The 13720-nt window shown below is 52.1% G+C and carries 9 protein-coding genes, 1 other RNA gene and 1 pseudogene; 6 read left to right on the forward strand and 5 right to left on the reverse strand.

Features of this window, described 5'->3' with window-relative positions:
- Window positions 1-41: 41 nt before the first annotated feature.
- On the reverse strand, window positions 42-2477 hold the full coding sequence (locus tag WJU16_RS06655; RefSeq protein ID WP_341837548.1) for a TonB-dependent siderophore receptor: 2436 nt from the start codon (window positions 2475-2477) through the stop codon (window positions 42-44).
- 324 nt (window positions 2478-2801) lie between these two features.
- On the opposite strand from WJU16_RS06655, the gene WJU16_RS06660 reads away from it, so the two are divergent.
- Window positions 2802-3581, forward strand: a complete 780-nt coding sequence (locus WJU16_RS06660; RefSeq protein WP_341837549.1) for a hypothetical protein — start codon at window positions 2802-2804, stop codon at window positions 3579-3581.
- A gap of 208 nt (window positions 3582-3789) precedes the next feature.
- Window positions 3790-5346, forward strand: a complete 1557-nt coding sequence (locus WJU16_RS06665) for a TlpA family protein disulfide reductase (protein WP_341837550.1) — start codon at window positions 3790-3792, stop codon at window positions 5344-5346.
- A 627-nt stretch (window positions 5347-5973) separates the two neighbouring features.
- On the opposite strand, the gene ssrA is transcribed toward WJU16_RS06665, so the two are convergent.
- From ssrA to WJU16_RS06690, 4 genes and pseudogenes are all read right to left on the reverse strand, one after another.
- Window positions 5974-6345: a transfer-messenger RNA gene (ssrA, locus tag WJU16_RS06670) on the reverse strand.
- 38 nt (window positions 6346-6383) lie between these two features.
- Window positions 6384-7733, reverse strand: coding sequence for an RIP metalloprotease RseP (rseP, locus tag WJU16_RS06675; RefSeq protein WP_341837551.1), 1350 nt, complete (start codon window positions 7731-7733; stop codon window positions 6384-6386).
- A gap of 43 nt (window positions 7734-7776) precedes the next feature.
- Window positions 7777-8939 (reverse strand): annotated as a pseudogene (locus tag WJU16_RS06685) (1-deoxy-D-xylulose-5-phosphate reductoisomerase).
- Window positions 8940-9052: 113 nt separating this feature from the next.
- On the reverse strand, window positions 9053-10552 hold the full coding sequence (locus WJU16_RS06690) for a GH3 auxin-responsive promoter family protein (RefSeq protein ID WP_341837554.1): 1500 nt from the start codon (window positions 10550-10552) through the stop codon (window positions 9053-9055).
- 292 nt (window positions 10553-10844) lie between these two features.
- On the opposite strand from WJU16_RS06690, the gene rplU reads away from it, so the two are divergent.
- From rplU to WJU16_RS06710, 4 genes are all read left to right on the forward strand, one after another.
- A complete protein-coding gene (rplU, locus tag WJU16_RS06695) occupies window positions 10845-11174 on the forward strand; it encodes a 50S ribosomal protein L21 (protein ID WP_298708030.1) in 330 nt (109 codons plus the stop codon).
- Window positions 11175-11211: 37 nt separating this feature from the next.
- Entirely contained in the window at window positions 11212-11490 is a 279-nt protein-coding gene (gene rpmA / locus WJU16_RS06700) for a 50S ribosomal protein L27 (protein WP_109697096.1), read from the forward strand.
- Window positions 11491-11561: 71 nt separating this feature from the next.
- The gene (locus WJU16_RS06705; RefSeq protein WP_341837555.1) at window positions 11562-11963 is read left to right on the forward strand and encodes a histone H1-like repetitive region-containing protein; all 402 of its coding nucleotides are present in this window, start codon (window positions 11562-11564) and stop codon (window positions 11961-11963) included.
- A 74-nt stretch (window positions 11964-12037) separates the two neighbouring features.
- Complete coding sequence (locus WJU16_RS06710) at window positions 12038-13720, forward strand: helix-hairpin-helix domain-containing protein (RefSeq protein WP_341837556.1); 1683 nt, start codon at window positions 12038-12040, stop codon at window positions 13718-13720.

Genomic DNA, 13720 nt, shown 5'->3' on the forward strand with positions numbered 1-13720 from the left:
TGCATGAGCAGACTGCCTTTCTGTTTTGCGATGATTGTTTTTTAGAAACGGTATCCAAAAGTCATGCGGAAGTTCCTGCGGGCTTCCACGATGTAGGTGTAGTAGCCGGAAACGCTCGCCGGCAAGGTGGCCTGGGTCAGCAGTTTGCGGTCATCCAGCAGGTTGTTCACCAGGAGACCGATGGTGTATTTGCCTGACTGGTAATTCAGGCCGCCGTCTACCCGGAAGTAGTTGGGGATGTTGGACACACGGGTATTAGTGCCTACCGCACGCTCAGCCTGCCATTGGAAGCCGCCGGAAACGCCGAAACCTTTCAGCGGGCCTTTCACCATATGGTAGTTTACCCAGGCGTTGGTCACGTGTTTGGCGGTATTGGGCGTGATATTGCCTACTGTCTTTTTCGCTTCATCCGTGATAGTAGGAGATTCACGGGAGATCTTGGAATCGGTGAGCGCATAGTTCAGCGTCACATTCAGGCCGGGAGTGATCTCGCCGTTGATATCGATCTCCACGCCTTTGGTGGTGGTTTCGCCGAGCTGTATCAGTACGGCCTGGCCGCGGCTGTCGGTTAATCCGGTGTTCGTTGTATTGTTTACCCTTTTGATCTGGTATACAGTAGCGGAGGTGCTGAGGCGGCCTTTAAACCAGTCTCTTTTCACACCGAACTCGATGTCGTTGCCTTTCACGGGATCGAAAGCGTTGCCGGAAGAATCCACACCGGCCAAGGGTACGAACGACTGGTCGTACAACGCGTACACGCTGGTGTTTTTATCGATGGAATAGCTCAGACCAACCCGGGGAGAAAATACCTTATCCACTTTATCGGCAGCTTTGTCGCGGCCGGTGGTCATCGCCTGTGTGAAGCGGCCAGCCAGGGAAAGGCGGAGATTGTTGTCAAAGAAGCCCAGTTCATCCTGTATATATACGGAAGCATAGCTTGTGGAAAAGAGGTACCCGGAGGTAGCGGCACGTTGGCGTACGCTCCGGCTGCGGTCGAGCATCGGCATGGAGTCGACAGGAATACCGTATCTGGGATTGTAGACATTGAAGATGGGGGCAATCGAATCCAGACGTACATCGTTTCTCAGCGTACGGAAGTCGCCCCAGAATTTCTTGACGCCCATATCTACGCCGGCAAGAATGCGATGGCGTACGGCGCCGGTGTATTCTTCACCGGTGAGCGAGAACTGGCCGAAGCGGTTTTCTCCGGCTTCGTCGCCCTGGCTTACGTAGCGGAACATATTGCCATTCTCTTCGATTTTGGAAGGCCACATACTGCTGCCTTCCATGGCGAAATTGAAGTAGGCTACCTGCGCGTGGGCTTTCCATTTGTCGCTGAATTCGTGGTCGAAGTACACGTACACACTGTGATCTTTCAGGGTGCTGGGTTCCAGGGCGGGGTCCTGGTAGAAGAAATCGTTCGCAATGCCCTCATCCAGCAGTTTGCGTTTGGAAAAGGTGTAGTTCCCGTTGCCGAGATATTTGGATGCCTGGTAGGTATACTCCAGGGTAAAGGATGTTTTCTCGTCGAGCAGGTATTTTACGGACGGAGCGACCACTACGCGTTTGTTGTAGTTGTATTTGGTGTAAAAGTCTTTTTGCTGGCCGGCGAGGTTGAGCCTGTAGAGCCATTTGCCGTCTTTGCTCAGTTTGCCGTCGAAGTCGAAGGCGGCGCGGTAGGTGTTGAAGCTGCCCATGCTGAGGTTCACGGCGTTGCGGGTTTGGCCGGTGGGCTTTTTGGTGACCACGTTATAGAAGCCGCCGGGTTCACCGGCAGCCAGCATGAAGCCGGCGGGGCCTTTCACAAATTCGATGCGTTCGATCATGGAAACATCTTCCGCGGTGGGGCCCCAGCTTTGTTCGATGTTCATGCCATTGCGGAATGCGGGGATTTTGGAGCCGCGCATACGGATGTTGGCGTATTGGTTATCCCAGTGGCCGGTGCGGGTGGCGCCGCTCACGTTGCGGGTGATGCCATCCACGATATCGAATACCTGCTGGTCAGCCAGCACGGTGGATGATACCACCTGGATGTTCTGGGGTACTTCGAGGATGGGGGTTTGCAGGCGGAGGGATCCGGAAACCTGGTCCACTTTGTATTTGTTCCTTTCGCCATTCACCACTACTTCCTGCAGTTCTGCGTGGGTGGCTTCCAGCTGGATGCTGATGCTTTGGATCTCATCGTCTTTGAGGTCCACTTCCTGCTCTACTTTATTGTAACCGATGAGGTACACCTGCACGGTGTACCGGCCGGCGTTGAGTTTCCTGAAAACATATTCGCCTTTTTCGTTGGTCATGCCGCCGCGGTTCTTTTCCTTCAGCTGCAGGGTTACAAAGCCGGCGGGGGAGCCGTCGTTGGTCACCACCTTCACCTTGATGGCGGAAAGGGGTTCTACCCCGGCCATGGCAGGCAAAGCGCATACGAAAGCGATGCAGGCGGCTGCCAGAAAGGTTATATTCTTGAGTTTGATTCGCATATAGATTTTTTAAAGAAATGTTAAAATCCGGCCGCAAATGTAGCGCGGTGCCCGGGTCGCTTCCCCATCGTATCGGGAAATTCGTTTACGCAATGCGGAAAAAGTAGCCTTTCACTTAGGTAGAAGTAAGCACTATGGGAGGTTACAGGAGGGATGAGATACCCTTGAGATACCCTTGAGATACGGTTCAGCCATCGTTGAGCCTCCCTATAAAGGGGTAACTCAACCCTGTCTCAACCGTAACTGAACTATAAGGGAAGGTTACTTGTTATTGGATGTATCATAACTGTCGATATCCATTAACTACCTCAAAACCATTTGCATATGGCTACGTTAGAAACCCCTTTCGAGTTTACAGGCAAAATAGGAAACCTGACAGCCTACAAGATGAAAGGCACCGGCAAAACGGTCATCCGGAAAGCGGCGGGGCATTCCAGGAAGCGGTTGAAAACGGCTCCCGAGTTCATCCGTACCCGCGAAAACAATAGTGAATTTAAAGCATGCACGCGTTTGACCGCGGGCATCCGGAAGGCGATATTCCCGCTGGTCCATATGGGGGATACCCAATTCACCGGCGCGCTCAACAGGTTATCCAAACAAATTCAGCTGCTCGATACGGAACACGAGCGCGGGCAGCGGACAGTACAGCTTTCGCGGCACCGCCATATGCTGCGGGGGTTCAGCATCAACCTTCCCCAGCCCTTCGACGGCTTCCTGCGCCATCCGCTGCATATACACACCAACCGCGACGAAAGCGCCGCCGTTATCACCATTCCTGCTATCATTCCCGGCGTGAATTTAATCCTCCCGCCCAAAGGCGCGTTTTACCGCTTCGTGGCTTGTCTTGGTGTGGTGCGTGACGCAGCTGTTTCCGATGCCGCCCGGAACCTGGCTGGGTTCATGACGCAAACACATGCAACGCCATGGGAGCATCCGGCATCTCCTGCGCCCGAAATCAGCATACCGCTGCAAATATCAGGCAGCATACCAGACAGTGATTCATTCCTGTTGGGGATCGGTGTGGAAATGGGGCAGCCGGACCGTTTTGGTGAGATATTGCCGGTAAAATACAGCGGCGCCGCGAAAGTGGTGGAGGTATTCTGAGTGCGCCTGCGCACTCAGGCTTTGCGCATTTCCCACTTACCGCTTATTCGCCGTATTCCTATAGTCCAAGCCATTGGCCGGCTATCGAAAATGGGATGCATACATGGGCAAATAGTACGAAAAACCGCGTATATTGTAGGTCGTTATCCCGGCTGGATGTGATTCCCGCCAGCCAGTTACCTTATTCATACATTCCCCTGACATCACCATGCCAATTTTCAATGCTATCCTGCGAGCTTTTATTTCCCTACTCATTTTTCTGCCTGCCATCGCATTCGCCCAAACGCCCGCGCCTGTATTGGAAGCAGGCACAATCCATATTTCAGGCGAAGTATCGATCCCGGAAAAAATCAGGAAAGACAGCGTCTGGCTGCATCTCACGATCCCTCAGCCATTCACGGGGGAATACAAAATCTACAAAACGCTCCTCGATCGCCACGGCAGGTTTACCCTGAAGGTCAATACCACCACTAACCTGGTGAGAGGCGCCGCCCGGACGGATATCAACCTGGAAAACATGATTACCATCCTGCTGAAAACCGGGCATGACAACAAAATCGCATTCGGATATGATGAAGAAGGCACCATCAACAAGGCCAGCGTCAGCGGGTTCCCCGCATTCACGGAAGATGACCTGCTCTTCAGCCAGCGAAAACTGGATGATATAATTGATTACCGTTCGGATAAACCGAGAATAGCCTTGTACGACAAGCCATTCAGCGCATTTATCGAACATGCCGGCAACGTAATTGAAGACAGACGTTTCCTCCTCGACAAACCGCCTTTTGTTTCCGGTAACATGAAAGAAATCCTGTTCCGCGAATATTCGCTGAACTTGTTTGAAGGACATGTATTCTCGTATCAGGAAGAAATGATGAGGAATTACAGCAATCTCCATAACGGCGCATTCCCCGACAGCGCGCTGATCCGGATGCCCGTCCGCCAGGATTACACGTTCCTCAAAACACTCGACCTGAACAATCCCCTTTACCTGCTGAATTACGCCTATCCATCCTTTGCGAAAGAAATGCTGCAAAACCCCGCGCTCGACCTCCCGCCTATCCACGACACACCAGTTCGTGAATGGCTTGCACAGGTGAAAGGCATCCTGGCACCGTTGCTGGGATTCGATGAAGGGCAGTTCTATGACGTGCTCGCGGGCAATGCATATGGCTTGCAATTCGAGCATGAAGTAACTCCGCTCACGGACAAACAAGTGGAGCACATCAAAAAACATTACAAAGGGAGTGATATGCAAAAGATCCTCCTGCGCCGGAACCAGGAAATCATTGCCCAGTCCCGGCTGAAAGAAGCTGCGGTGATACGCCCTACTCCAACCGTACCTCCCGCCGAACTGATGTCCGCCATCATTTCCCGGTACAAAGGGAAAACGGTGGTCGTTGATTTCTGGGCCACCTGGTGCGTCCCTTGCCTGGAAGCCATTGGCGAATCCCGGTCATTGAAAAAGGAATTGTCGGGGAAAGATGTGGTATTCATCTACATCAGCAACCCATCTTCTCCCAAAAAACAATGGGAGCAATATATCCGGGGCATCGGCGGGGAACAATATTATCTCACAAGAGGAGAATGGGAGCATATCATGGAAACGCACAAGTTCAGCGCCATTCCCACTTACTTTGTATACGACAAACAGGGTGAACTGAAGCTGCAGATGACCGGATACCCCGGTAATAAGGACATGCAAAAATTGATTATGGATATCCGGGCGGGGAAGGTACCGGGGAATGTGCGGATGGAGGAATAGGAAACAGTTCGGGGATGTGTGCTACTTTTGACGACAGCTTTTTTTTCTTTGCGTATTAAAGTGGAAGACCTGCAAGTGCCACTTCCTGCATTATTTCTCTTAAAGCAGCAGTGGCTTCTTCCCTGATGGTTACAAATCTAGTTTTAAGCAAGTAAATATGAACAATTCATATTTTAATACCCAACAATGCGCAGACTAACTTGTGGAATAATCATTCGACAATATGGAATTAATCGATTATCCAGTTATATTTCCGCAAAGTATTTTACAACTACAGCAAGCCAAACATATACATTGATCGAGAAAATATTTGTAATTTTACAGTATTAAAGATGGATTAAGCGAATAATCCCGCCTGAATCCGAAACGATTCAGTGAAAAAATTATCGTTGAAGATGCTTACAAATGTAGGCATCTTCTTTTTTATAGCTACCCTCAGTTTTTCCCCACGTTTTTCTCCTAAGATCAATTAGATATAAAAAACTCATTATGCTGACGATGGCAACCTGCTAGTCGGTATATTCCCACAAACCAAGCGAAACACATAATCGACTTCCTTAAGGTAAATTTTGAGCAAAAAAAATAGGTAAGTCTTTTGGACTTACCTATTGATTTTTTAATGATGAGAGGTGGAGCTGGCGGGAGTCGAACCCGCGTCCAAACATATTCCCGGAAAGCTTTCTACATGCTTATTTCCTTATTGCTTTTTCGAGGCCTGGCAGGAACGGAACAAACCAACCTTGCCCTTATCCGTTAAGTTTTTCGTTGCACACTCACAGAAACCATGTGCACTTATCCATCTGTGGTTTTGATTCAGCGGCGGGAGTCGCAGTAGGACACAATTCCGGCGGCTATAATGGGTACCTAATCTGATTAGGCAGCCATGGCGTAGTTAGATTCGCCAATTAAAGTTCGGGTATTCAGATTTACGTGCTAATTATCCAACGCACGGCATGCTTACACTTTCAAAGACCTATGCTGTCAAAACCGGTCAGCCCCGGTATTTTCGCAACGCAAAGATACGAAAATTCTCCGAATTATTTACCTGTCAGCCAGCGCCAGATATCCAGTCCGTTTGCGTACAACAGCAAACCGAACAGCAATACCATCCCCACGATTTGCGCATATTCCATGAACTTCTCGCTGGGCTTGCGGCCGGTGATGATCTCGTAAATGAGGAACAATACGTGTCCCCCGTCCAGCGCGGGTATCGGGAGAATATTCATGAACGCCAGGATAATGCTCAAAAGCGCCGTCAGCGTCCAGAAGCTCTGCCAGTCCCATTCGGACGGGAACAGGTTCCCTATGCTCATAAACCCTCCGAGCGACTCGCTGGCCTTCACTTCCTTGGAAACGAAAATCAGGCGCAGCTGTTTCACATAGTCCACCAGCGTTTCGATGGCCGTTGTAAAACCGGCAGGGATCGCCTGGCCGAAGGTGTAATGTTTCGTCACATATTCCAGGTGGCGATCGGGGGAAATGTTCACGCCCAGGTAACCCGCCGAAGGGATCGTTGCGCTTTTGGTCAGCGTATCCGCACCGCGTTTCACCGTTACGGAAATCGTTTTACCCGTATCCTTCACCACCAGTTTGGAAATCTCATGGAACCACTGCACTGGCTGGCCGTTGATCGCCAGCACGGTATCCCCCGCCCGGAGGCCCGCCTTGTAAGCCGGTGTTTCCACCTTTTTGATTTCCGCCAAAACCGTGTCGATTACCGCCGGGAGGCGCACCGCCGCGATCGGCCCTTTCTTCTTGATGGTGCCGCCCACAAAACCTTCCTGGATATGCACATCCACCTGCTTCCCATCCCGGATCACCTGGATGGTTTTAGCCTCGTCCAGGATCACGCCTTTGGTGATGTCCCGGAAATCTTCCTGCGGCTTATTGTCGACCGACATTAATATATCTCCGTCCTTCAGGCCGATCTTATAACCTACCGAATCGGTATAAATACCATATTTCACGTTGGCCACGGGCAGCAGCTTCTCGCCCCAATGCCAGAGGATCAGCGTATAGATGAGGAAGCCCAGGATCAGGTTCACCGTTACCCCGCCGATCATGATGATCAGGCGCTGCCAGGCCGGCTTGGAACGGAATTCCCAGGGTTCCGGAGGACGGTTCATCTGTTCCTTGTCCATGCTCTCGTCGATCATCCCGGAAATCTTCACATAACCGCCCAGGGGCAGCCATCCGATGCCGTATTCCGTATCGCCTTTTTTGAATTTGAAAAGGGAAAACCAGGGATCGAAAAAGAGATAGAATTTCTCCACTTTCGTCTTAAACAGTTTGGCTGGGATAAAGTGCCCGAGTTCATGCAGGACCACGAGGATCGATAAAGAAAGGAGCAACTGGCCTGCCTTGACTAATATTGCGGTTGTTTCCATGTATTTGCTTGAAAAACCAGGATTTTTTTGCGAATGTAAGTAATTAGGACAGGCTATGTATCAATTCTGCGGCATGATCGCGGGCAGCTGTGTCGGCCTGGTAATATTGTTGTAAAGTGGGCTTTTCCACGAAAGGCACTTTTGCCATCGTTTCCTCGATCACTTCCGTCATCTGCAGGAACCCGATCCTGTTTTTCAGGAAGGCGTTCACCACTTCTTCGTTGGCGGCGTTCATGACGCAGGCGGCGTTCCCCCTTTCCGTAACGCCTCGATGGCGATGGCCAGGTTCCGGAACGTTTTCACGTCGGGCTGTTCGAAGGTGAGGGATGGGTAATTTTTAAAGGTAAACCGCGGGAAATCGTTGGTAAGCCGGTCGGGGTACCCCATGGCGTACTGGATGGGCAACTTCATATCGGGCAGGCCCATCTGGGCTTTCAGGGATCCGTCAGTGAACTGTACCATGGAATGTATGATGGATTGCGGGTGGATGATCACTTCGATCTGGTCGGGATGCAGGCCGAAGAGCCATTTCGCTTCGATCATCTCCAGGCCTTTGTTCATGAGGGTGGCCGAGTCGATGCTGATTTTGGCGCCCATGCTCCAGTTGGGATGCTGCAGGGCGTGGTCTTTTTTTACGTTGATGAGGAAATTGGTCTTTTTGCCGAGGAACGGTCCGCCGGAAGCCGTGAGGATCACCTTTTCCACCCTGGAAAGGGGCTCGCCCTGCAGACATTGGAAAATGGCGGAATGCTCGGAATCCACGGGGATGAGGGGCACGTTCTTCTTACGGGCGGTGGCCATCACGATGTCGCCGGCTACCACGAGCGTTTCCTTGTTGGCCAGGGCTACGGGGGTTCCCTGTTCCAGCGCGCTCAGGGTGGGCGCGAGGCCGGCGAAACCTACGATGGCAGACAGCATCAGGTCGATGGAATCCCACGCGGCCACTTCCACCATGGCGGAAGGGCCTGCAAACACTTTGATGCCCTGGTCGAATAAAACATCCTTCACTGCGGCGTACTTGCTTTCGTCGCCGATCACAACGGCGTTGGGCCGGTGCTTCAACGCCTGCTCGATGAGCAGGGCGTCGTTCGAATGTGCCGTGAGCACTTCCACTTCAAACAGGGCGGGATGGGCCTCGATCACTTCCAGCGCCTGGCGGCCGATGGAACCCGTGGACCCGAAAATGCCTATACGTTTTTTACTCATGATCGCTTGTAATCTCTCCTTGCGTTTAAATTTAAAGGTTTTTTCAATTGCAGCGTGCGAAAAGGGGCGCCCCGCCTGTCCGGCGGGGAGATCTTTCCCGGGAAGGTGCGCTGTCAGCGGCCTTCCAGGTACTTGCCCAGCTCGTCCGCGATGGTACGGTCGTTGCTGAGGCGGGGCACTTTATTTTGCCCGCCGAGTTTACCGATGGATTTCATATAGTCGATGAACCCGTTTTTGCGTACCGGCCTGATTTTCAGGGTCTGGAGGATGTTGCCGGTCAACAGGTCGTTGTAATAAATATTCTTTTGCTGCATTACCTGGTCCACCTCCTGCGCGAAGCCTTCCAGGTTGCCGGGGGCTTCTTCGAACTCCACGAACCATTCGTGGTAGGGCAGTTCGCCGTTCACCTGCACCTTAGGCGCCACGGTGAATTCGGTGATGCGGATGTTGTGGCGGCCGGCCACGCCCATGAGGCTTTGTTCCACTTCTTCGCCGATGACGTGTTCGCCGAATGCGGAGATGAAGTGTTTGGTACGGCCGGTGACGAGGATGCGGTATGGATTGCGGGATACAAACTTGACGGTATCCCCGATATTATACGCCCACAATCCCGCGTTGGTGCTTACGACCATGGCGTAGTTGACGTCCGTTTCCACGTCTTTGAGGGAAATACGGGTGGGATTGGGGGAGAATATCTCGGCGGCGGGTACGAATTCGAAGAAGATGCCGGCATTGGTGTTGAGGAGCAGGCCCTCCTGCTGCTGGGTGTCCTGGAAGGCGAAGAAGCCTTCGGAGGCGGGGAAAGTTTCGATGGTGGTCACTTTCCGGCCGATGGAGTCCATCAGTTTGGCGCGGTAGGGCTCGAAGTTGACGCCGCCATGCACGAGGAGGTTGAAGTTGGGGAACAGCTCGCCGACGGGTTTGCCGCTGCGGGCGGTGAGCTCGTCGAAGTACATCTGCATCCACGGCGGAATGCCGGAGATGAGGCGCATGTCCTGGTTGATGGTTTCATCCACGATCTTTCCCAGCTTGGTTTCCCAGTCATCGATGCAGTTGGTTTCGTAGGTGGGGAGCTGGTTGGTACGGAGGTACCGGGGGATCTGGTGGTTGGCGATGCCGCTGAGGCGCCCGGTGGGGATGCCGGCGATCCTTTCCAGTTCCGGGGATCCGGAGAGGAAGATCAGCTTGCCGTCGAACGCGGTGGCGTCTCCCGTTTCCACGACGTTGCAAAAAACGGCGTTGCGGGAGGTATTGAAGTGATGGTCGATGGATTCTTTGGAGATGGGGATGTATTTGACGCCGGAGGTGGTGCCGGACGTTTTGGCGAAATACATGGGGAGCCCTTTCCATAATATATTATGGCGGCCTTCCTTGATTTTGTCGATCCAGGGTCTGAACTGCTCGTAATCCCGGATGGGAACGGCTTGTTTATAGGAATCGTAGGAGTTGATGGTATCGAAATGGTGCGCTTTCCCGAATTCTGTCTTCTTGCCCGTCTTCAGCAAATCCTGGAGGATGGCCTCCTGGTCTTCCGCCGCCCTCATCATTTCCTTCTTCACCTTGTTGGCGATAATGGAAGCAAATGGTTTGGCCAGCAGTGATTTAAACTTCATGCCCCGTTATTTTAATGATCAACGTAAGTAACAAATGTATAAAAATTGTACACAAGTTCAGCGTTTTTCAAACGGGCCACAGGCGGGGCTTGCGGGGCGGAAAGCAGCGGGTGGCCTGTGGTTGTTGGCGGGGAGGGGGATGTAAACAATTGTTAAAAAAACTAAAATTGTAAAAAGTGCGTATCTTTGATATGTAATTCACTATTTTTCAGTTCTGTACTGATCCGGTGTGGATAAACAGGCATTAATATTGCAGGAATTGTTTTGTTGATTAAAAAACAAAGTAATACCTTTGCAGGAAATTATTTTTGGAAATACTATGTTCGCAGTTGTAAAAATCGCAGGCCAGCAGTTCAAGGTGCAGAAAGATCAGGAGATCTTCGTACACCAACTGACTGGGAACGTCGGAGATAAAGTAGAATTTGCAGAAGTTCTGCTGACTGACAACGACGGTAAGCTTACCGTTGGTACTGATGTAAAATCAGTGATCAAGGCTGAAATTCTGGGCCATGTGCAGGGTGACAAAGTGATCGCTTTCAAGATGAAGCGCAGAAAAGGCTTCCGGAAGAAAGTGGGTCACCGCACTCACTTCACCAAGATCAAGATCAACGAAATTGCTTAAATTCATATTGACTAAAAGTTTCTAAAGTTATAATACAATGGCACACAAAAAAGGTGAAGGTAGTGTAAAGAACGGCCGCGATTCCCAAAGCAAAAGGCTCGGGGTTAAAATCTTCGGCGGTCAGGCAGCTGTAGCCGGTAACATCATCATCCGTCAGAGAGGCACCGTGTACCATGCTGGTTCCAATGTTGGAATCGGTAAGGACTTCACGATCTATGCGCTGACCGACGGTGTGGTGGAATTCAGGAAAGGCCGCGAGAACCGGACTTTCGTTTCCGTAAAATCATTTGACACCACTGCGCAGGCGGAAGCCTAATTCCACGCAGTGTTTGCCATAAAGTTTTTTTAATACCCAATTTTAATTACTAACCCAAAATTCAAAAAACAATGGCAACAATTAAGAAAGCTGCTGCAAAAAAAGCTGCTCCGAAAAAAGCTGCTGCTAAGAAAGCCGCTCCTAAAAAAGCTGCTGCTAAGAAAGCTGCTCCCAAAAAAGCTGCTGCAAAGAAAGCTGCTCCTAAAAAAGCCGCTGCTAAGAAAGCCGCTCCGAAAAAAGCTGCTGCTAAGAAAGCTGCTCCTAAAAAAGCCGCTGCTAAGAAAGCCGCTCCGAAGAAAGCTGCTGCTAAGAAAGCTGCTCCTAAAAAAGCCGCTGCCAAGAAAGCTGCTCCTAAGAAAGCCGCTGCCAAGAAAGCTGCTCCTAAAAAAGCCGCCGCCAAGAAAGCTGCTCCGAAAAAGAAAGCCGCTCCTAAAAAAGCTGCTCCCTCTGCTCCTGCAGCTCCGGCCATGTAAGATCGGATTTACAAACTGTAGCATAAAGAACCTCGATGAAAATCGAGGTTCTTTTTTTGTTACCTTTAGCCCCTATGGATAATTACGTCATCGCCGATAATTTCTCCCTGCTTGCCAAACTCATGGACATCCACGGAGATAATCCCTTCAAAGCCAAATCTCTCGCCAACGCGGCATTTCAAATAGAAAAACTCACCGTTCCCCTCCAGGAAACACCCCGCGACGCCATCTTCCGCATCAAAGGCATCGGTGAATCCACCGGCAAATCCGTCCTCGAAATGCTGGATACCGGCCGATACACCGCCCTCGAAGACTACCTCGCCAAAACACCCGCGGGCATCCTCGATATGATGCGCATCAAAGGCATCGGGCCCAAGAAAATCGCCACCATCTGGAAAGAACTCGAAATCGAATCCCTCGGCGAACTCCTCTACGCCTGTAACGAAAACCGCCTCACCCTCCTCAAAGGATTCGGCGCCAAAACACAGGAATCCATCCGCCAGGGAATCGAATTCTTCCTCTCCAACCGCGAACGTTTCCTCTTTGCGGAAGTGGAACCCTTCGCCAAAGAACTCCTCCAGCTGCTCGAAAAAACCTTCTCCCCCGCCCCCGTTGCCCTCACCGGCGCCTTCCGCAGGCAACAACCCGTGATCGACGAGCTGGAAGCCGTCATCGGAACTCCTATCGACAAAGTCTCAGAAACTTTCCACGCGCTCGACGGCTTCGAAAGGCTCGGTAATAACGACGATTCCATCCTGCTCCAATTCCGCGAGCAGGTCAAAATACGCCTTTATGGCGTGGCGCCCGAACACTTCGCCACCAAACTGTTCACCACCACAGGAACCGAGGCTTTCCTCACCGCGTTCTTCAACCGCGAAGGCGCTTCCAACGGTGGAAATGAACCTGACGAAGCCGCGATCTTCTCCCGCGCAGGCCTCCCCTTCATTGAACCGGCCCTCCGCGAAACACCCGACATCCTCCTGAAAGCCGCCGCAGGCAATCTGCCACAGCTCATCCAACCCACCGATATCAAAGGCATCATCCACTCCCACTCCCAATGGAGCGATGGTGTCAGCTCCCTGGAAGATATGGCGAAAGCCGCGAGGGATAAAGGTTTTGAATACCTGGTCATCAGCGACCACTCCCGGTCGGCCTTCTATGCCAACGGCCTCCAGCCCGAACGCATCCTGGCGCAGCATGCGCAGATCGACGAGCTGAACAGGCAACTCGCCCCCTTCAAAATATTCAAAAGCATTGAGGCCGACATCCTCAACGACGGCAGCCTGGATTACCCGGATGAAATCCTCCGCAGCTTCGACCTCGTGATCGCATCCGTGCATTCCAACCTGAAAATGCCGGAAGAAAAAGCCATGGCGCGCCTGCTCACCGCCATCACCAATCCGTATACCACCATCCTCGGACATATGACGGGCCGCCTGCTCCTCAGCCGCAACGGTTACCCCGTCAACCATCCCGCCATCATCGACGCCTGCGTGGCCAACCAGGTGGCGATCGAGCTGAACGCGCACCCGCGCCGGCTGGACATTGATTGGGAATGGATTGCCCTGGCCATCGACCGCGGCGCCCTGATCTCCATCGACCCGGACGCGCACGATATCTCCGGCTTCGACGACATCCGCTACGGTACGCTGACAGCACAGAAAGGCGGGCTCTCCGCCGACAAGAACCTCAGCAGCTTCGGCCTGCAGGCATTCGAATCCTGGCTGTCCGCCCGCCGGAAATCCAAAGGAATCTGA

The organism is Chitinophaga pollutisoli (assembly GCF_038396755.1).
Classification (GTDB): Bacteria; Bacteroidota; Bacteroidia; order Chitinophagales; family Chitinophagaceae; genus Chitinophaga; species Chitinophaga pollutisoli.

Coding starts and splice junctions, on each gene's coding strand:
- WJU16_RS06655 (WP_341837548.1), bottom strand. CDS start 2,477: ATGCGAATCAAACTCAAGAATATAACCTTTCTGGCAGCCGCCTGCATC.
- WJU16_RS06660 (WP_341837549.1), top strand. CDS start 2,802: ATGGCTACGTTAGAAACCCCTTTCGAGTTTACAGGCAAAATAGGAAAC.
- WJU16_RS06665 (WP_341837550.1), top strand. CDS start 3,790: ATGCCAATTTTCAATGCTATCCTGCGAGCTTTTATTTCCCTACTCATT.
- rseP (WP_341837551.1), bottom strand. CDS start 7,733: ATGGAAACAACCGCAATATTAGTCAAGGCAGGCCAGTTGCTCCTTTCT.
- WJU16_RS06690 (WP_341837554.1), bottom strand. CDS start 10,552: ATGAAGTTTAAATCACTGCTGGCCAAACCATTTGCTTCCATTATCGCC.
- rpmA (WP_109697096.1), top strand. CDS start 11,212: ATGGCACACAAAAAAGGTGAAGGTAGTGTAAAGAACGGCCGCGATTCC.
- WJU16_RS06705 (WP_341837555.1), top strand. CDS start 11,562: ATGGCAACAATTAAGAAAGCTGCTGCAAAAAAAGCTGCTCCGAAAAAA.
- WJU16_RS06710 (WP_341837556.1), top strand. CDS start 12,038: ATGGATAATTACGTCATCGCCGATAATTTCTCCCTGCTTGCCAAACTC.